The organism is Geothrix sp. PMB-07, assembly GCF_030758935.1.
Taxonomy (GTDB): domain Bacteria; phylum Acidobacteriota; class Holophagae; order Holophagales; family Holophagaceae; genus Geothrix.
Window position 1 is genome coordinate 1,440,964 of the sequence record NZ_CP132333.1, and the last position, 17,349, is coordinate 1,458,312.

Sequence of the window (17,349 nt, forward strand, 5' to 3'; positions counted from 1 at the left end):
CTCCAAGGCGGCCCTTTCAGTTCAAGGATTGCGCAGCGGCGTTGGCCAGCCGGTCCACGCGTTCATTCTCCGCGTGGCCCGCGTGTCCCTTGACCCAACGCGCTTCCACCATGTGCCGTGCCAGCTGGGCATCCAGGGCCTGCCACAGGTCCGCATTCAGCACGGGCTTGCCGTCGGCCTTCTTCCACCCGCGCCGCTTCCAGTCCTTCAGCCAGGAGGTGATGCCCTTCACCACGTACTGGCTGTCGCTCTGCAGCAGCACCTGGCAGGGCTTGGTGAGGGTTTCCAGGCCCTTGATGGCGGCCATGAGCTCCATGCGGTTGTTGGTGGTGTCCGCCTCGGGGCCAGAGCCTTCCTTCTCCTGGACACCGGTGGCGAGGTGCACCCGCAGCAGGTACCCCCATCCACCCGGACCGGGGTTGCCCAGACAGGCGCCATCGCAGTAGAGCTCGATCTTCATCCCACCAGGGTAGGCGAAGTGGCAGTGACTTCGGAAACGGCCTTGTGGAGCAGCTCCACGCCGAGGTCGAGATCCTCCGTGCGGAGATTCATGGCCGGGCGAAAGCGCAGCCCCGTGACCCCGGAGGAAAGGATCATCATGCCCAGGTCGTGGCCCTTGGCCACCACGGCGTTGCGCAGCTCCGGCGTGGCGAGGTCCAGGGCGCAGAGGAGGCCCCGTCCGCGGGGATTCGAGGTGTGCTCGGGGAAGTCGCGCTGGATCTCCTGCAGGCCCTTCAGCAGGCGCGCACCCTGTGTGATGCCATGTTCCAGCAGGTGCTCCTCGCGGATGACTTCGATGATGCGGGTGCCCCGCACCATGTCCACCAGGTTGCCGCCCCAGGTGCTGTTGATGCGGCTGGGCACCTTGAAGACGCTGTCCACTTCATCGAGGCGGCGACCCGCGGCGATGCCGCAGGTCTGGGTCTTCTTGCCGAAGGCGATGATGTCGGGCTGCACATCGAACCACTGGTGTCCCCACCACTTGCCGGTGGCGCCGAAGCCCGTCTGCACCTCGTCGAAGATGAGCAGGAATTCGTGGCGATCCGCCAGTTCGCGCAGCTTTCGCAGGAACTCGCCGCGGAAGTGGTTGTCACCGCCCTCGGCCTGGATGGGCTCGATGATGAGGCAGGCGATGTCATCGGGGTTCTGGGCCACGGCCGCTTCGATGGCGGCGACGGCTTCGGCTTCCGCCGCTTCGACCTTGGCCAGATCCATGGGGAAGGTCAGCTTGGGGTTGGGGATGCGGGGCCAGGGGAATTTTGGGAAGTACTGGTATTTGCGGGGGTCGGCCGTGTTGGTCAGGCTCAGGGTGTAGCCGCTGCGGCCATGGAAGGCCTCGCGGAAATGAATGACCTGCGAACCCTTCTCACCCTTGCCCGCCGCCAGGTTCTTGCGCACCTTCCAGTCGAAGGCCGCCTTCAGGGCGTTCTCCACGGCCAGGGCGCCGCCATCCACCCAGAAGAGGTGGGGCAGGTAGTCGGGGGTCACGTGGGTGCCGAAGGCCTCCACCCACTCGGCGAAGGCCGTGGTGTAGATGTCTGAGTTGGCGGGCTTGTTGACGGCGATCTCGCCCAGGCGTTGCACGAAGGCGGCCTCCCGCAGCCGCGGGTGGTTGTGCCCCAGGGGGGCCGTGGCGAAGAAGGTGTAGAAGTCGAGGTACTTCCGGCCGTCGCGGGCATCGACAATCCACGAGCCATGGGACTTCTCCAAATCCATCACCAAGTGGAAGCCATCCACCAGCATATGGCGGCCAAGGGTGTCGAAAACGGACATCGGATCGATGTTGGGACAAACCATGTTTGAACCTCGGGAATGCCGGCCAGTGTATGGTTGGAATGAAAAGGGAGGCAGGCATGATTCCCTGGATTTCGGTTCAGGACGCGCCTTTGGACGCGATGGGTTTACGAAGTGTCATGGAAGACCCCCATGCCGGGGCCCTGGTCCTCTTCGAGGGCCGGGCCCGCGACCACCACGAAGGTCGTCCCGTGCTGCAACTGGCCTACGAGGCCTATGCGCCCATGGCCGAGAAAGAACTGGGCCTCCTGCGGGAGAAAGCCATCGAGCGCTATGGCCTCACCCGCTGCGCCGTCCACCACCGCATCGGCGTGGTGCCTCTCACAGAGGCCGCCGTCATCGTCGCCACCAGCAGCGCGCACCGCGCCGAGAGCTTCCAGGCCGCCGCCTGGATCATGGATGAGATCAAGCAGCGCGTGCCCATCTGGAAGCGCGAGCGCTACAGGGATGGGAGCGAGAGCTGGGTGGAGTGCACGCACCGCTTCCAGATGTGAGAAGCAGCGTTCCGGGGCGGCTCTCCGGGGTCAGAAGCTATAGCGGGCTTGCAGGGCCAGGACCTGAATGCGGTTCCGGTAGGTTCCAGAGACATTGCCGCGGAAGAAATCCGGGGTGCCGGGGCTACCAGCCTTCAGATTCAGGGTCGAATCCTTCACGAGAATGTGGCTGTAGCTCAAATCCAGGCCCAAGGCGCGATTGAAGGCGTAGCCAAGGCCGCCGCTGATCCAGGTGCGGTCTGCATCGGGGATGCGCGGGGTGCGGTAGCTGTCCGAGGTGGCCGCCTGGTCCTTGGCGAGCCCTGCGCGGAAGGTCCAGGTGGCGTTCGGCTTCCAGGTGGTGCCCAGGGCCTTGAACCAGGTGTTCTTCCATTTCTCCTCGGTGACGGACGTGCTCTGTCCCGAGGCGAACTCGATGCGGATGTCCTGGAAGCAGTTCCAGAAGGTTTGTGCCGCCTCCGCCTGGAGGGTCAGGCCGGGCGCGGCTTCCCAGGCGATGCCCAGGGAGGCGGTGGCGGGCTGGTTGGCCCGGGGGCTGCTTCCACCGTCCGGGAACGCGGCCTTCAGGGCGGTGGGCACCCCTTCGTAGCGCACCTCACCCTGCAGGGCGAAGTCGAGGCGGGAGTGATAGGCCGCGCCGAGGCGCACTTGCTGTGTGGGTTCAAAGAGGACGCCCAGTTTGTAGCCATATTTCCACTGATGCCCAGTCACTTTCGCGGTGCCATCCTGGGCCCCCGGAACGGAGCCGGGGACATGCAGGGCGGCGCCGACCGCACCGAAGTCGACGGCATTGGTCAGCTCGGCATCCACGTACCGGGCCACCAGGGCGGCGCCCACGGACCAGTGGGAATCCAGGCGCCAGGCCACATTGGGGGCGATCTCCACGACCTTGATCTGGGATTTGACTGCGTGGTAGCGGCCGATCCAGTTGGCCTCATATTCGCTGCCGAGGCCGAAGGGGCTGTTCACGGACAGGCCCAGCTTGAGATCAGGGCTCGCGCTCCATAGTGCGTAGGCCACCGGGAGGATGGCGGAACGGCCTGCATCGCCTCCGGCTGAACCGGAGACCGGGGTAGCGCCCAGGAGTGTGGCGCGAGAGGCCTGGCCGCTTTCCAGGCGCGCCGAGGGCTGGATGCTGCTGAATCCAAGCACGGCCTGATTTCCCTCGAAGCGGGTGAGGGTGGCCACATTGAAGAACATGCTGCCGATGTCGGTGCCCCCGGCGCTGATGCCGGCGAAGGCGTTGCCCTGGGCACTGGGGCTTTGTTCCCGCAATTGGAAGCCTGAGCCCATCAGTGTTCCAGTGGCGGAGCCCACGAGCAGGAGGGACAGGAGGGCGCGGGACGGTTGAAGGGCGCGGGGCATGGATTCTCCAGGGCCAGGGCAGGACAGGGAACGGCTGGGCCGCTCCAGGCAACGGGGTGGGTGTGACACCCCTTGTAGCGAGGCACTTCTGTACCCGCGAACGGCCAGTATCCCGAAATTTCAACAGATACGTAAGCAGGGATCTGTGGGGATCAAGAGCCGCTTCTCCATTGCAGTGTTGATTTTCGTAAAAAATTCGCCATACTTGGATCCCCTCTGGAGGTGCTGGTGCTGGCGATGTGGGTTCCCGAACTGCCGTTCCAGCTGGCCTGTGGCCGGGACGGGGCGTTACGGGACCGGCCCCTGGCCTTCCTGAATCCGGAGAGCCCCCGCAACCCCAGCCTCTGGTTCGTGAACCGCCTGGGCCGGGCTGAGGGCTTGGCCCCGGGCACGCCCATGGATCAGGCCCTGCGAGCAGTGCCGGGGCTGCGGGTGCTGGACCCGGCGCCGCAGATCTGGTGGGAGGCCCAGGGCAGCCTCGGCGACTTCCTTCAGCACTGGACGCCCCAGGGGCAGTTGGGGCGCCTGGGCGAGGCCCTCGTGGAGCTCCAAGGCACCCAGCGGATTTTCGGCCCCCTGGCAGACACTGCGGAGCGCATGCGCCGCGAGTTGAATGTCCAGCATGGATGGACCAGCCACGGAGGCCTGTCCCTCAGCGCCACCGCGGCCCAGATCGCAGCCCGCACCGAACATCATCTGGAACTGGTCACCGAGGGGGCTGAGGCCGCCTTCCTGGCCCCCCAGTCCCTGCGGCGCCTGCCGGATCTGGCGCCTCGCCTGCATGACCGTTTCCACCGCCTGGGATTGAGGCGTTTTGAAGACCTGCAGCCGGTGCCCCTGCCGGTGTTGGCAGAACTGACGAATCCGAAGCTGGCGCCGGATCTGCGGGCCCGGGTGCGCGGGGAGGATCGGCCCCGGCTGCCCCTGCTCACGGAGCGCCCCGGCCATGTGCGCCACAGCTGGCGCCTGCAGCCGCCCCGCCTGCCGGAGGAGGTGCCCCTGGCGGCCCATTGCCTGGACTGGCTCTGGTCCGATCCGCGACATCCCCGGAAGCTGGTGCTGCGCTGGTGGGATGTGGATGGCGAGCCCCACGGCTGGCGGGCGGGGGCGGAGGATCTCACGGCTCCGGCCCTGGTTCTGGCCCGCCGCATCCAGCAGGCCTTCCTGGCCGGGGCCACCCGACGCCTCCTGGTGCGCGAAGTGGAACTGCGGCTGGCCTGGGGCCTGGGCCGGGAGCGGAGCCTCTTCCAGGATCCCCTCCAGCAGCGGCTTGACCGTCTCGAGCCCGCGCTGGCCCGCCTCCGCCGCCGCTTTCCGGACAGGGCCGTTCTGCCTGGGTGGGTGGGGCAGGGAGCCTGAGCCATGTTCGCCCTGGGCATTTCCGATTTCAGTGTGGGGGAGGGCGTCTACCCGGCGGCCCAGCTGCTGCGGGTGGCCCGGGGGCTGGGCTACCGCGACCTGGTGTGCTGGGACCAGAGCCTGGCGGGCTATCCGAAGCTGCGGGACACCCTGGAGTGGATCCACAAATCCCGTGAACTGGAAGGCCTGCCGCCGGATCCCCAGTGGACGGGTTTCCGCCTGCACGTGGGCAGCCGCTTCACCTGGCGGGGCCATGCCTGCGGGGCCTTGCCCCACAGCGATGCGGGCTATGCCGCGCTGAACCGCCTGCTCTCGGCCCAGGCCCACGATGCGGCGCCAGGGCCCGACATTCCGGATCTGGGTGCGCCGGAACCCCCTCGGGATTGTGTCCTGCTGGCGGAGGATCTGGCGGGCCTCGACGCGCTGCTGCGCGAGGGCCTCTACGCCGCGCTGCTGGCCCATCCCTGCCGCGCCCAGGAGGTCCGGAAGGCCCTGGCCGCGGGGCTTCCCGTGGTGGCGCCCCAGGTGCTGCGCTTCCGCACGGCGGAGGGGCTGGAGATGCACCGGCTCAAGCGGGCCATCGACCGGCAGGCCACGCTCATCCGCACCGAGGCCCTGTGGGATGCCGCCGATGCCGCGGTGCCTCGCAGCGACTGGGAGGTCCGCTTCCCCTTTTGTGATCCCGCCGTGGCGAAGGCCACGGCCGCCGTAATGGAGCGCATCTCGGGCTGGTCGATCCACTGGGGCAAATGGGTGATGCCGGAACCTCTGGGGCAGGAAGGGGCCGATCTGGATGCGCTTCTGCGGGAGCGGGTGCGGGCGGGTGTGACGGAGCGTTTCCGGAAGGTGGACGGCCGCATCCTCGCCCGCATGGAGCAGGAGCTGGAGCTCATCGCGTTCCGGGGCTTCGCCCGCTACTTCCTGCTGGTGCAGGACATCGTGCAGGCGGTTCAGGCCAAGCCCCGCATCTGCGGCCGCGGCAGCGGCGCGGCCTCCCTGGTGAGCTATGCCCTGCACCTGAGCAATGTGGATCCCGTGGCCACCAACCTCATGTTCGAGCGCTTCCTCACGAAGGAGCGGACGGATCCCCCTGACATGGACATCGATTTCGCCTGGGATGAGCGCGAAGCCATCATTCAGGCCGTGTTCGAACGCTACGGCCGCGATCGGGTGGCCATGGTCTCCAACCACGCCTACTTCAAGGCCAAGGGCGCGTTGCGGGCCGTGGCCCAGGCCCACGGGCGGCCCGACCATGAACTGAAACAGCTGGCCCGCTACGTGCGCGGCTGGGAGGGCGGCCTCGCGCGCGCCGCCGAGAATCCCACTTGGGATGCGATCCTGCGCCAGGCTGCGGCTCTGGAAGGCCACTTCCACCAGTTCTCTGTGCATCCCGGCGGCACCATCGTGACGCCTGGTCCCATGTGGGAGCACGCGGCCTTCCAGCCCGCGCCCGCCAAGGAGGGCGTCTCCACCACCACCTGGGACAAGGATGGCGTGGAGAACTACGGGCTGGTGAAGATCGACCTGCTGGGGAACCGCAGTCTGGCGGTGATCCGCGATGCCTACGCAGTGATGGGGGATCGTGTGCCAAAGGATCCCGGCACCCACTCGCGCGAGGACCCTGCCACGCAGGAGCTGCTGAAGTGCGGTGACAGCATCGGCGTCTTCTATGTCGAAAGCCCCGCCACGCGGCAGCTTCAGCAGAGGGTGCAGAAGGGCGATTTCGAGACGCTGGTGATCCACAGCAGCCTCATCCGCCCCGCCGCCTACCGCTGGGTGGACCGCTACGTGAAGCGCAGCCGTGGCGAGGAGGTGTGGCAGCCCAGCGATCCGGTGTTCAACGAGCTGCTGTCTGAGAGCTACGGTGTGCTGGTCTACCAGGAAGACGTCATCAAGGTCTGCGTCGAACTGGCGGGCTGGAGCCACTTCGAGGCCGACCAGCTGCGCAAGCTGCTGGGCAAGCCGGACTGCGAACGGAAGCTGCCCTTCTTCGAGGCGCGCTTCCGGCGCGGCTGCGCTGGGCGCGGCGTACGGGCCGCTACGGTGGATGAATCCTGGGACATGATCCGCACCTTCCAGGGCTATTCCTTCTGCAAACCGCACTCCGCCAGTTACGCTCAGGTAAGCTTCGAGAGCGCCTGGATCAAAGCGCACCACCCGGCGGTGTTCTTCGCCTCAGTGATCACCAACCAGGGCGGCTACTACCCGGCCATCGCGTACCTGGGTGATGCGCGCCGTCACCGGCTGGTGGTGCGGGGGCCGGATGCCAATCTCTCGGCGTGGCCCTTCACCGCGGAGGGCGAGCAGGCCCTTCGGGTGGGGCTCATGCAGGTCCACGGAGCCATCAAGCAGGAGGTGGTGGCACTGATCGACGAGCGGGAACGGCACGGTTCCTTCGAGGACCTGGATGATCTGCTGGCCCGCGTGAAGCTCAGCATCACTACCGCCGAGGCCCTTTGCGCCGCCGGGGCCTTCGACCGCTGGGCACCGGACGGCGACCGCACGCGGCTCATGTGGGCGCGGCTGGGCGGGGTGCCGCCGGGCGTGCGCCCCCGGCCTACGGATGTCTTCGACCGCGCCGATCTGGAGATGGCCACCTTGGGGCTCACCTTGGAACTGCACCCCGCGGCCCTTGCCCGGGTGCGCAAGGGCGGCGGGCCCGATCGTGCGTCGGATGTGGGCTACCGTACCAACCTGAACCTGGAGGCACGACGCAGTATGCCGCGTGAAACCTTAGGGCAAGGCCGTCGCCTGCGTTTCTGGGCCCTGGTGGTGGCTGACAAGGAAGTGGGCACCGGGAAGGGCGAACGCATGCAGTTCATCACCTTCGAGGATGACACCGGCCTTTGCGAGGCCGTGGCCTTCCCCGATGCCCTTCGCAAGCGCCAGCGGCCTTTCCGCGTGGGCGATGTCGTCCCCATCAGCGGCCGGATCACCTTGCAGGATGGGCTGCCGGTCCTGGAGGTTCAGTGATGACGCGAGGCTCCGGCGACGAGCCCAAACGCTACTTGGCCTTGGGCTGGCGGTGGAAGGTGATGGGTTCGTCCTTCTCCGTGCCATCCAGTCCCGGTTGATGGTTCGGGATGTAGGTTTCGCTGCGGATGAACGTTTCCGGGGAAACGACCTGGAGCCAGCAGGCGTGCTGGTGAGATCCGCCGGGATCCTGCAGGCCCGTGCCATCCATGAAGCGGAACTGGTAGCGGCCGGTCTTGTCCTTTTCAGTCAGGACCAACCGGGGCTGGTTGCCCTGGGGACAGTAGTGGGTGGCCAGCAGGCGGCTGCCGTCCACCGTGTAGAGGGTCATGGATTCCCGCGTGGCGGACATGGTCCAGGTTTCCACCAGGGCCGTTCCGTTGGCGGTGAGCTTGTAGCTCACCCGCAGAGGACGGTTCGCGGAAGTGCCGCTCCACTCGCCCACCAGGGTAGCCAGATCCCGGAAGGCTTTCTGGGCGAGAGACTCTTCGGCCAAGGCGGAGGCGAAAGGAACCAGCGCGAACAGAAGGGTGGGAAGCATTCGCATGGGGGCTCCAGGCCGTGGGCCTTCAGAGAGAGGTGTGTGGAGTGATTGTTTCATGGTGCCACGGTCCTTCCCGGCAGGTCGCCCCTGATAACCCACCCGTGGCCCCAGACGTGGTTCCCGTCGGGGCTTTTGGGCGCAGCATGCACCCGGAGGTGTTCCATGCGTGGTACTGCGCTTGTCTTCCTTGCGGTTGCCCCCGCGCTCTTCGCCCAGGCTCCGGCGCTCACGCTGCCGGAGGCCAGCCCGCGGGCGCACGTGAGCCAGAAGGTGGGGCTCACGGACATGAACGTGACCTACAACCGCCCCGCAGTGAAGGGGCGGAAGGTTTGGGGCGGCCTCGTGCCCTATGGCCAGGTGTGGCGGGCCGGGGCCAACGAGAACACCGTGGTGAGTTTTTCCACCCCGGTCACCGTGGGGGGAACCACGCTGCCGGCAGGGCGCTACGGTCTGCACATGGTGCCCACCGCCACCGACTGGACGGTGATCTTCAGCGCCCAGTCTCACGGTTGGGGCAGCTATTCCTACGATCCCAAGGAGGACCTGGCCCGGGTGAAGGCGACTCCTGTGCCCACGGAACCCACCGAGCGGCTGGCCTACACCTTCGACGATCCCAGCGAAAAGGGCGTCACCCTGTCCCTGCGCTGGGAGCAACTCCGGGTGCCCATCCCGCTGGAGGTGGACACCCGGGCCGCCGTGGTGGCCAGCCTTCGCGAGCAGCTGAAGGGCCTGCATCAGTTCTTTCCGGAGAGCTGGAGTGGCGCGGCGGGCTGGTGTCTGCGCAATGACGTGAACCTGGAAGAGGCCCGAACCTGGATCGACCGCTCCCTCGCCCTGCGCGAAACCTTCGCGGGACTGCGCATCAAGGCCGCGCTGCTGGAGAAGGCGGGGGATGCCAAGGGCGCCGAGGCCCTGCGAGCGAAGGCCCTGGGCATCGCCACGGAGGCCGAAGTCAATCAACAGGGGTATGCGTTGCTGGCCCAGAACAAGATGGATGAGGCCCTCGTCCTTTTCCAGAAGAACGTCAAGGACCATCCGGATTCCTGGAACGCCTATGACAGCCTCGCCGAGGCCCTCGCCAAGAAGGGCGACAAGGCGCAGGCCGCGGCCAACTACCGCAAGGCCCTGGAGCGCGTGAAGCAGGAGGATCAGCGTGCCCGCATCCGCACCGAGCTGGACAAGCTGAAATAGCCGGAAAGGAATTTTTCCAGGAAGGCCGCTGGGGCATCATGGAGGCCATGCGCTTCCAACCTACCCCCATCCAGGCCAAGGATCAGGCGCTCGCCCGGTTCAAGTGGTACGAGCTCATGGTGCACGTCTTCGTGGTGGTGCTGCTGGTCAGCAACCTCGTGGGCCAGAAGCCCACGGCCATCGGCCCCTTCATCTTCAGCGGCGCCCAGCTGCTCTTCCCCATCACCTACATCTTCGGCGACGTGTTCACGGAGGTGTACGGCTACGGCGCCAGCCGCCGCGCCATCTGGCTGGGTTTCTTCGCCAGCCTGCTCATGGGGGGCTTCGGCCTCTTCATGGTCTGGATTCCTCCTGCGCCCGGCTGGCCTGCAGACCACCAGCGGGCCTTCGAGATCGTGTTCGCCACCGCGGCCCGGGGCATCGTGGCGAGCCTGGCGGCCTTCTGGGTGGGGGAGTTCGTCAACAGCTACGTGATGGCCAAGATGAAGGTGTGGACGAAAGGCCGCGCGCTCTGGAGCCGCACCATCGGCTCCACGGTGGCGGGGCAGGCGGTGGACAGCCTCATCGTGTCCTTCGGCCTCTTCGCCTTCACACTGCCCGTGAAAACGATCCTGATCATGGCGGGCTCGGGCTACCTGGCCAAGGTGATCTACGAGGCCTGCATGACGCCCCTCACCTACCTGGTGGTGAATGGCCTGAAGAAGGTCGAAGGCGTCGACGTGTATGACGAGGGCACCAACTTCAGTCCGTTCGTGAAGGACTAGGGTGTGTTTTCAAAGTCGGAGCCAGGTAAGGACACAGGCAATGGCGACCATGGCGCTGTAGTTGCGCATGGTTTTGTCGTAACGGGTAGCGAGGCTTCGGTATTGTTTGAGCTTCGCGAACAGGTTCTCGACGGCGTGGCGGGCCTTGTAGAAATGCTTATCGAAGGCGGCTGGATCCTTCCTGCATGGATGAGGTGGAACAACTGCCTCTGCTCCAATAGACGCGATCTGATCCCGGCAGGACTTTCCGTCGTAGGCACGATCACCGAGAACAGCCCCGGCCTCCCGGCCCATTAATAGGCTTCCGAGTTGCTTGCTCTCGTGCGACTGGCCTGGTGTCAGCACGAAATCGACGGGGTTGCCGTGGGCATCCCCGATCAGGTGGACTTTGGTCGAGAAACCGCCGCGCGAGCGGCCAAGCCCTTGGATGTAGGTCCCCCTTTTGCACCAGCCGCATGCTGATGGGCGCGGATAACGGTTCCGTCGACCATGACCCATTCGCAATCCGCTTCACCTCGAAGGGCTTCGAGGACCCGCTGCCAGACTCCGCTCCGATTCCACCGATTGAAGCGCGTGAAGACCGTGTTCCAAGGTCCGAAGGATTCAGGCAAATCTCTCCAGGGCGCTCCCGTTCTGTGCTTCCAGAGGATCGCTTCAACGATGGGGCGATTGTCCAGGCGAGGGCGCCCCATTCCACCCTGCTCGCTCGGCAGCAGAGGCTCTAGCTGTAAGTGCCAATCAGGTTGTTCACCCGAGATCTGGGAAGCTGAAAGCGCCAACAAACAGCTTTCTCGGAGCCTCGGGTGAACCTCCACAGTTCAGCAAAGTCTTGCCCCGCCAGTCGAGCATTAATGGTGAAGCGCGTTCTGGAGGAGGACTGGACGGTCCGGGATGCGTCTGAATCCATAGGAATCAGCACGCGCAGGGCCTACCGATGGCTCGCTCGGTTCAAAACAGAGGGTCCGATCGGGCTCCTGGATCGCTCCAGCCAGCCGCATCGCCTGGCGCGAAGCCACGAGCTTGGCCTCGTCGTCGAGGCCGTAGGTCGAAGGCGGCGGGGCCAGGCGGCGATCCAGATTGCCTCGGAACTGGGCGTGCCCCGTTCCACCGTGGGCTTCTGGCTCCGCAAGGCGCGCATCTCCAAGGCTTCGGACCTCCAGCCCAAGGAACCCGACAACCGCTACGAACACGCGGCCCCCGGCGACCTCCTCCACCTGGACACCAAGAAGCTCGCCAACTTCCACGAAGTGGGCCACCGCGCCACAGGCATCCGCCACCACAAGAACCGCGATGCGGGCTACCAGGTGCTCCATGTCTGCTCGGACGACCACTCGCGGGCCTGCTACATGGAAGTGCTCCCGGACGAGAAGAAGGAGACCACTGCCTCATTCCTCCAGAGGGCGCTGTTGCACTTCCAGGCCCGGGGCGTCACCGCCCGCAAGCTGCTGACCGACAACGGCTCGCCCTACCGGTCCAAGGCGTTCAAGGCCATGCGCGAAGCCTTCGGCCTCACGCACAGCCGCACCCGCCCCTACCGCCCACGGACCAACGGCAAGGCCGAGCGCCTCATCCAGACCGCCCTGCGAGAGTGGGCCTACGGTCCCACCTGGCAGAGCTCAGACGAAAGAAACCAGGCGCTCGGCGCCTGGCTCCACTTCTACAATCACCACAGGCCCCACAAGGCCTTAGGTGGTCAGCCCCCTGTTACCCGGCTGGTCAACCTCGTTGGCACCGACATCTAGCCTGGCCCACATTCGTTCAGTCAGAAAAGTTCTCGCCACGCTCTACCTCAACGTCATACCCATGAGGTACCGCAGTTAGGCAATTTGTACAACCCCTTACGTCCATTTGCCTTTCTTGACTTTGAAAACAGGCCCTAGCTGAAGCCGCCTCTGCACAGGCTTCGCGATGGGTCAGGTAGAGGCGCAGGTCGAACTCCAGCTGGAAGTAGTCCGGCTCCATGTGGGTGCAGAGCTGGTAGAAGGCCTTGTTGTGCTCGCGCTCCTTCAGGTGGGCCAGTTCGTGCACGAGGATCATCTTCAGGAAGGGCGCAGGGGCCTCGCGGAAGACGGAAGCCACGCGGATTTCGCGACTGGTCTTGAGCCGGGCGCCCTGCACCCGGGATACCGCCGTCAGGGTGCCCAGGGCCTGGCTCAGCAATGGGAGCTTGGGGTCGTAGATCACCTTGTGAAGTGGTGCGGCGTTCTTCATGAAGCGCTCTTTCAGCGCCATCGCGGCCTGGAAGAGGGCCTTGTCGGTGCGCACCTCGTGCGGCTCCCCGTAGCGGCTGGCGAGGTACGGCCCCAGCTGGCCCAGGGTCAAGAGGTCGCGCACCCGTGCCTGCACAGCCGGGCTGTAGCCTTCCAGGTAGGGCAGAGACGTCTCGCCGATCATGGCGCTTTAAGCAGCCGGATGCCGTCGGCGTCGATGCTGATGCGGCGGGCCTTGTAGAGGGCGCCGAGGGTCTGCTTGAACACCTTCTTGCTGATGCCGAACAGCGTGTAGATCTGCTCGGGGGCGCTCTTGTCGGTCACGGGCAGGAAGCCCCCGCGCCGCTTCAAGGTGTCGAGCAGGGCCTGGGCCACGGCATCCACTTTGGCGTAACCCGGCGCGCTCAGCGAGAGGCTCAGCTTGCGGTCGGCGCGCGGCGCCTTCACCCAGCCGTCCCGAGTCTCGCCGCGGCTCACCTTGCCAAACAGGTCGCTGTCGTGAACCATGCCCCAGTAGCGATGGTTGACGACCACGCGTACGCCAATATCCGTGCGGTCCCCGATCACCAGGCTGACCTGGTCGCCCTCCTTGAATTCGTCAGCCTCGTCCACCAGGAAATCGCTCAGGCGGGTGGAGGCGGCCAGGTGGCCCGCTTCATCCGAGAAGAGGAAGACCAGCACTTTTTGGCCAGGCTTCACCAGGCGCCGCACCTCGTGCTTCACCTCTTTCCAGGGCATGAACAGGGGCTTCGGCAGGCCCCAATCCAGGTAGGCCCCAGCGGGATTCACGGACACCACTTTCAAGAAGCACACCTCACCACCCAGGGCCATGGGCGGGCGGCGATAGGCCACCAGACGGCCCTCGTCCTCCCGGTAGGCAAAGACCCGCAGGACCTGGCCTGGTTCCAGGGTCGGGGGCACTTGTTCGAGAGGCAGCAGGATCGGCCCCTCGGGACTGCCATCCAGCCAAGCGCCTCCCGACTCCAGGCGGAGGACCTTCAAGTCGTTCAGGGTGCCAAGGGTGGTCATCCGATCATCCGACGCAGCTTAGAGGGGCCAGATGGAGACGAGCACCAGGGGCGTGGTGCCGAAGGAGGCGCGCACGCCCAGCTTCGCACCGGGTGCTTCGGTGGCGGCGGGGCTATTTCCGAGACGGAGGCAGTCCCGGGGCTCGAGCTCCACCGCGAGGGGATCCACCCGGACGGGGCCCCAGGGCGCGAAGAGCAGGGTGGTTGGGGCCACGGTGATGGTGGTGGCCTCGGTGCCCAGGTTGAGCCACGCCATGGTGACCTTCACCCGGCTGGGATCGCTGATGACCCCCAAATCCACACAGGGCCCCTGGATGAGCGTGGCGTTCACGGGCACATCCCCGGCAAAGGCCACCACCTGGCCGGGGTGTTTGAGCCGCTGACGGCCCTGGCCATCGATGTCGAGGATGAGCCCCGATCCCTCCAGCAGGGTCAGCAGGCGCGCGCGGCCCGGGAAGTGCGAGAAGGGCCCCGAGGCTTCCACCCGCGCCGAGCTCACCCGCCACAGGAACGGATCCGACAGGCTTGCTCCCGCCGGTTCGATGGCGAGCTCGGTGGTGCTGCCACCCCCATCCTTCCAGGGCATGACGCGGTAGTCGGAGGGGCGGAGATGCAGCATGAAGACAGCTTCTCATGGCGGGAGAAGTGCGGGCGCTCCCGCGGTGCTGCTAGCATCCCCGCATGGTTCTCGGCGGGGGCGGGCATCGGAGGTTGGCCGGGGCGCTGGCGGTGCTCCTGCTGGGCACCGCCTGTTCCAGGACGCCCCGCCGCCTGCCGGAGCGTCCCCGTGCCGCACCCGCTTCCAGCCGGGCCCTCCCGCGCCTGGGCTATACGCTGCAGGCGGGAGCCTTCGCCAAAGTGGAGAACGCCGCCCGGTTTTCGGAGTCGCTGCAGGCGCAGGGGCTTGAGGCTGCCTACTACGCTTCGGGCGATGGCCTCTACCGGGTGCGCTTCGGCGATTTCGCCACCAAGGAGAAGGCTCGAGCCCGGGGCGAAGCCCTGAAGGCCGCCGGTGTCATCGAAGCCTACTGGGTCGTGGCTCCGGATGGTTCCGCTCCGGCAGCTCCCGGGCCGGTTCATCTGCGCCCGACGGATGAGCGGGGCCTTCGGGCCGGCCTGGTGGATTCGGCCAGGGGCTATCTGGGGGTGCCCTACCTGTTTGGGGGCACGACGGAGCGGGGCTTCGACTGCAGCGGTCTGACAGGGGCTGTGTACCAGCTGAATGGGTTGAGATTGCCCCGTTCCTCCCAGGCTCAGTACGAGGCGGGAAATGCGGTGAGTCTCGAGGAGGCCCAGCCGGGGGACCTCCTGTTCTTCGCCACAGGGGGCGGGGGCCGGGTGAGTCATGTGGGACTGTACCTGGGGCAGGGGGCTTTCATCCACGCCCCCCGTTCGGGCCAGAGCATCCGGCAGGACAATCTCGGGGATCGCTACTACCGCAAGGCTTTGGTGGGTGTCCGGACCTACCTATAGGGGGCGATCTGGATTATTTTTGGCCGATCATCGATTTTTTGAAAATTGCTGGCAGAAAAGTCCTACACTGGCAGTTGCCCGTCAGTTGCACGGGTATCTAAAAGCGTTGCTGCCTCGCCTGGAAGGGACATCGCATTCACATCCAGGACGAAGAAAGCAGGAAAAATCATGGCTCAAGGCACCGTCAAGTGGTTCAACGCCGAAAAGGGTTTCGGATTCATCACCCCCGACGAGGGTGGTGCGGACCTGTTCGTGCATCACTCCGCGATCGAAACCACGGGTTTCCGCACCCTGGATGAGAATCAGCGCGTCAGCTTCAATGTGGGACAGGGCCAGAAGGGCCCCCAGGCGACCAACGTCACCAAGATCTGAATCTGATTTCTCCCGGGGGTCCCGCGCTGCGCGCACACCCCCGGGACCCCCAGCAAAAGCCCGGCATAGCCGGGCTTTTGCTTTGTCTCCTGTGCGGAGAGATCGGGAAGCCCGCGGTCCGCCCGCGCTTTTGGCATCCCTTTGGCGGTAGTCCTCTGTCCCGGCCGCTGGCTGGGCGAGAGGTGCCCAATGGATCCTGGATACTATGTCTCCGCTGGCAGCTTGAAGGCTCGGGCCTTCCAGCTGGATGTGGTGGCGAACAACCTGGCGAACGCGGCCACGGTGGGCTACAAGCCCGATCAGCCCTTCTTCGCCGTGTTCAACAAGGCCGCGGGCAGCGGCCGGAAGTTGCCCTTGAGCGGGTATCTGAACGATGGCGTGGTCTTCGCCGAAACCGGTGTGATCACGGAGCAGGGCAACCTGCGGGCCACGGGCCGACCCCTGGACGTGGCGATTGAAGGCAACGCCTTCCTGAGCCTCAGCACGCCCAATGGCGTCCGGGTTACTCGGGATGGTCGTTTGCAGATGGGAACCGACGGTCAGCTCCAGGCCATGGATGGCAACCCGGTTCTGGGCAAAAATGGCCAACCCATCAAGGTGGACCCCAAGAACGGCAGCGTGTCGATCTCTACCGATGGCACTGTCCAGCAGAACGGCCAGGCCCTGGGCCAGCTGGATCTGAAGGCCTACGAAAAGCCGGGCGCGCTGAAGCGCACGGGGGCATTGCGCTTTGACCCCACGGGCGCTGCGGAGGCGCCGGTGAAGGGCACCGTCACCCAGGGGCATCTGGAGCAGAGCGCCGTGGATACGGCCTCGACCATGGTGGAGATGATCCGGCTCAACCGGCTCTACGAAATGAGCCTGAAGGTGGCTTCGACCCTCAGCAATGACCTGGATTCCCGCTCCATCAACGACATTGCCATCGCCCGGTAGGTTCCAGTTTCCGGCTTTCAGTCTTCAGTCGTCAGAGACATGATCAGGAGGTTTTTATGATGCGTGCGATGTGGTCGGCGGCAGCTGGCATGAATGTCCAGCAGTTCAACATGGACACCATCTCCAACAACCTGGCGAACGTGAACACCACGGGCTTCAAGAAGGCCCGGGCCGAGTTCCAGGATCTGCTCTACCAGACCGTGAATCTGGCGGGCACCAGCTCAAGCAACACCAGCACCATTCCCGCCGGCATCCAGCTGGGCCACGGCGCCAAGCTGCAGAGCCTCATGCGGCAGTACAGCACCGGCAACATGCGCCAGACCACCAACCGCTTCGACATGGCCATCGAGGGCGACGGCTTCTTCCGGGTGACCCAGCCCGATGGCACCCTGGCCTACACCCGCGATGGCAGCTTCACCACGGATCAGAACGGTGCCCTGGTGAATGCCGCGGGTTACCTGCTGGATCCTCAGATCACCATTCCCCAGGACGCGCAGAGCGTGACCATCGCCCCGGACGGCACCGTGAGCGTCACCCAGACCGGCCAGACCCAGCCTCAGCAGGTGGGCCAGATCACCATTTCCCACTTCATCAATCCTTCGGGCCTGAACCAGCTGGGACGCAACCTGATGCAGCCCACCCTGGCCAGCGGCGATGCCATCGACGCCACCCCGGGCACGGACGGCGTGGGCACCATCAACCAGGGCTTCCTGGAGGTTTCCAACGTGGATGTGGCCGAGGAGATGGTGAACATGATCATCGGGCAGCGGGCCTACGAGGCGAACTCGAAGACCATCCAGACGGTCGACAACATGCTCAGCCTCGTGAACAACCTGAAGCGGTAATCCC

Annotated in this window: 17 protein-coding genes and 1 pseudogene; 10 read left to right on the forward strand and 8 right to left on the reverse strand. The window is 65.8% G+C overall.

Translation table 11 applies throughout. The annotated features are described in order from the left end of the window. Nucleotides 1–16 precede the first annotated feature (16 nt). Nucleotides 17–460, reverse strand: coding sequence for a ribonuclease HI (gene rnhA / locus Q9293_RS06320; RefSeq protein ID WP_306251145.1), 444 nt, complete (start codon nt 458–460; stop codon nt 17–19). Beyond that, nucleotides 457–1,797 carry an L-lysine 6-transaminase gene (gene lat, locus Q9293_RS06325; RefSeq protein WP_306251147.1) on the reverse strand — a complete coding sequence of 447 codons (1,341 nt, stop codon included), beginning with the start codon at nt 1,795–1,797 and terminating at the stop codon, nt 457–459. Before lat ends, rnhA begins: the two co-directional genes overlap by 4 nt. Before the next feature lie 116 nt (nt 1,798–1,913). Here lat and Q9293_RS06330 point away from each other — a divergent pair, with 116 nt between their 5' ends. Beyond that, nucleotides 1,914–2,288 (forward strand): molybdenum cofactor biosynthesis protein MoaE, encoded by a 375-nt coding sequence (locus Q9293_RS06330; protein ID WP_306251149.1) that lies wholly within the window; start codon nt 1,914–1,916, stop codon nt 2,286–2,288. A 30-nt stretch (nt 2,289–2,318) separates the two neighbouring features. Here Q9293_RS06330 and Q9293_RS06335 read toward each other — a convergent pair whose 3' ends face one another. Next, nucleotides 2,319–3,653 (reverse strand): OmpP1/FadL family transporter, encoded by a 1,335-nt coding sequence (locus Q9293_RS06335; RefSeq protein ID WP_306251151.1) that lies wholly within the window; start codon nt 3,651–3,653, stop codon nt 2,319–2,321. 237 nt (nt 3,654–3,890) lie between these two features. Here Q9293_RS06335 and Q9293_RS06340 point away from each other — a divergent pair, with 237 nt between their 5' ends. Beyond that, on the forward strand, nt 3,891–5,012 hold the full coding sequence (locus Q9293_RS06340; protein WP_372342201.1) for a hypothetical protein: 1,122 nt from the start codon (nt 3,891–3,893) through the stop codon (nt 5,010–5,012). A 3-nt stretch (nt 5,013–5,015) separates the two neighbouring features. Further along, a complete protein-coding gene (locus Q9293_RS06345) occupies nt 5,016–7,985 on the forward strand; it encodes an OB-fold nucleic acid binding domain-containing protein (RefSeq protein ID WP_306251155.1) in 2,970 nt (989 codons plus the stop codon). A 31-nt stretch (nt 7,986–8,016) separates the two neighbouring features. On the opposite strand, the gene Q9293_RS06350 is transcribed toward Q9293_RS06345, so the two are convergent. Continuing rightward, nucleotides 8,017–8,532 carry a hypothetical protein gene (locus Q9293_RS06350; protein WP_306251157.1) on the reverse strand — a complete coding sequence of 172 codons (516 nt, stop codon included), beginning with the start codon at nt 8,530–8,532 and terminating at the stop codon, nt 8,017–8,019. 159 nt (nt 8,533–8,691) lie between these two features. On the opposite strand from Q9293_RS06350, the gene Q9293_RS06355 reads away from it, so the two are divergent. Beyond that, a complete protein-coding gene (locus tag Q9293_RS06355) occupies nt 8,692–9,720 on the forward strand; it encodes a DUF2911 domain-containing protein (protein ID WP_306251159.1) in 1,029 nt (342 codons plus the stop codon). A 47-nt stretch (nt 9,721–9,767) separates the two neighbouring features. Next, on the forward strand, nt 9,768–10,484 hold the full coding sequence (locus tag Q9293_RS06360) for a queuosine precursor transporter (protein WP_306251161.1): 717 nt from the start codon (nt 9,768–9,770) through the stop codon (nt 10,482–10,484). Nucleotides 10,485–10,493: 9 nt separating this feature from the next. Here Q9293_RS06360 and Q9293_RS06365 read toward each other — a convergent pair. Then, nucleotides 10,494–11,242 (reverse strand): IS5 family transposase gene (locus Q9293_RS06365; RefSeq protein WP_372342202.1). Its coding sequence is split into 2 segments (ribosomal slippage): nt 10,494–10,912 and nt 10,912–11,242, totalling 750 coding nucleotides; the frame shifts between segments, so codons are not numbered across the junction. 93 nt (nt 11,243–11,335) lie between these two features. On the opposite strand from Q9293_RS06365, the gene Q9293_RS06370 reads away from it, so the two are divergent. Then, nucleotides 11,336–12,226, forward strand: coding sequence for an IS481 family transposase (locus Q9293_RS06370; protein WP_306251163.1), 891 nt, complete (start codon nt 11,336–11,338; stop codon nt 12,224–12,226). A 169-nt stretch (nt 12,227–12,395) separates the two neighbouring features. Here Q9293_RS06370 and Q9293_RS06375 read toward each other — a convergent pair. The 3 genes and pseudogenes from Q9293_RS06375 to Q9293_RS06385 all read right to left on the reverse strand — a co-directional run. Continuing rightward, nucleotides 12,396–12,878, reverse strand: a pseudogene (locus Q9293_RS06375) (M48 family metallopeptidase); the annotation flags it as partial. Next, nucleotides 12,875–13,723, reverse strand: coding sequence for a S1 RNA-binding domain-containing protein (locus Q9293_RS06380; protein WP_306251167.1), 849 nt, complete (start codon nt 13,721–13,723; stop codon nt 12,875–12,877). The pseudogene Q9293_RS06375 and the gene Q9293_RS06380, both read right to left, overlap by 4 nt. A gap of 18 nt (nt 13,724–13,741) precedes the next feature. After that, the gene (locus Q9293_RS06385; RefSeq protein WP_306251168.1) at nt 13,742–14,341 is read right to left on the reverse strand and encodes a HutD family protein; all 600 of its coding nucleotides are present in this window, start codon (nt 14,339–14,341) and stop codon (nt 13,742–13,744) included. 62 nt (nt 14,342–14,403) lie between these two features. Between Q9293_RS06385 and Q9293_RS06390 the strand changes: the two genes are divergently transcribed. The 4 genes from Q9293_RS06390 (at nt 14,404) to flgG (ending at nt 17,345) form a co-directional block, all read left to right on the forward strand. Further along, nucleotides 14,404–15,195: a C40 family peptidase gene (locus Q9293_RS06390; RefSeq protein ID WP_306251170.1), complete on the forward strand. Its 792-nt coding sequence runs from the start codon at nt 14,404–14,406 to the stop codon at nt 15,193–15,195. Between the two features lie 168 nt (nt 15,196–15,363). Then, complete coding sequence (locus Q9293_RS06395; RefSeq protein ID WP_285576980.1) at nt 15,364–15,567, forward strand: cold-shock protein; 204 nt, start codon at nt 15,364–15,366, stop codon at nt 15,565–15,567. A gap of 189 nt (nt 15,568–15,756) precedes the next feature. Next, nucleotides 15,757–16,500 carry a flagellar hook-basal body protein gene (locus Q9293_RS06400; protein ID WP_306251173.1) on the forward strand — a complete coding sequence of 248 codons (744 nt, stop codon included), beginning with the start codon at nt 15,757–15,759 and terminating at the stop codon, nt 16,498–16,500. Between the two features lie 56 nt (nt 16,501–16,556). Further along, nucleotides 16,557–17,345: a flagellar basal-body rod protein FlgG gene (flgG, locus tag Q9293_RS06405; RefSeq protein WP_306251175.1), complete on the forward strand. Its 789-nt coding sequence runs from the start codon at nt 16,557–16,559 to the stop codon at nt 17,343–17,345. Nucleotides 17,346–17,349 lie beyond the last annotated feature (4 nt).

What these genes read in the sequence shown, in the direction of transcription:
- Q9293_RS06395 (WP_285576980.1), top strand. Translation starts at nt 15,364, where the DNA reads ATGGCTCAAGGCACCGTCAAGTGGTTCAACGCCGAAAAGGGTTTCGGA.
- Q9293_RS06380 (WP_306251167.1), bottom strand. Translation starts at nt 13,723, where the DNA reads ATGACCACCCTTGGCACCCTGAACGACTTGAAGGTCCTCCGCCTGGAG.
- Q9293_RS06370 (WP_306251163.1), top strand. Translation starts at nt 11,336, where the DNA reads ATGGTGAAGCGCGTTCTGGAGGAGGACTGGACGGTCCGGGATGCGTCT.
- Q9293_RS06330 (WP_306251149.1), top strand. Translation starts at nt 1,914, where the DNA reads ATGGAAGACCCCCATGCCGGGGCCCTGGTCCTCTTCGAGGGCCGGGCC.
- Q9293_RS06335 (WP_306251151.1), bottom strand. Translation starts at nt 3,653, where the DNA reads ATGCCCCGCGCCCTTCAACCGTCCCGCGCCCTCCTGTCCCTCCTGCTC.
- flgG (WP_306251175.1), top strand. Translation starts at nt 16,557, where the DNA reads ATGATGCGTGCGATGTGGTCGGCGGCAGCTGGCATGAATGTCCAGCAG.
- Q9293_RS06400 (WP_306251173.1), top strand. Translation starts at nt 15,757, where the DNA reads ATGGATCCTGGATACTATGTCTCCGCTGGCAGCTTGAAGGCTCGGGCC.
- Q9293_RS06390 (WP_306251170.1), top strand. Translation starts at nt 14,404, where the DNA reads ATGGTTCTCGGCGGGGGCGGGCATCGGAGGTTGGCCGGGGCGCTGGCG.
- Q9293_RS06350 (WP_306251157.1), bottom strand. Translation starts at nt 8,532, where the DNA reads ATGCGAATGCTTCCCACCCTTCTGTTCGCGCTGGTTCCTTTCGCCTCC.
- Q9293_RS06385 (WP_306251168.1), bottom strand. Translation starts at nt 14,341, where the DNA reads ATGCTGCATCTCCGCCCCTCCGACTACCGCGTCATGCCCTGGAAGGAT.
- lat (WP_306251147.1), bottom strand. Translation starts at nt 1,797, where the DNA reads ATGGTTTGTCCCAACATCGATCCGATGTCCGTTTTCGACACCCTTGGC.
- rnhA (WP_306251145.1), bottom strand. Translation starts at nt 460, where the DNA reads ATGAAGATCGAGCTCTACTGCGATGGCGCCTGTCTGGGCAACCCCGGT.
- Q9293_RS06345 (WP_306251155.1), top strand. Translation starts at nt 5,016, where the DNA reads ATGTTCGCCCTGGGCATTTCCGATTTCAGTGTGGGGGAGGGCGTCTAC.
- Q9293_RS06355 (WP_306251159.1), top strand. Translation starts at nt 8,692, where the DNA reads ATGCGTGGTACTGCGCTTGTCTTCCTTGCGGTTGCCCCCGCGCTCTTC.
- Q9293_RS06360 (WP_306251161.1), top strand. Translation starts at nt 9,768, where the DNA reads ATGCGCTTCCAACCTACCCCCATCCAGGCCAAGGATCAGGCGCTCGCC.
- Q9293_RS06340 (WP_372342201.1), top strand. Translation starts at nt 3,891, where the DNA reads ATGTGGGTTCCCGAACTGCCGTTCCAGCTGGCCTGTGGCCGGGACGGG.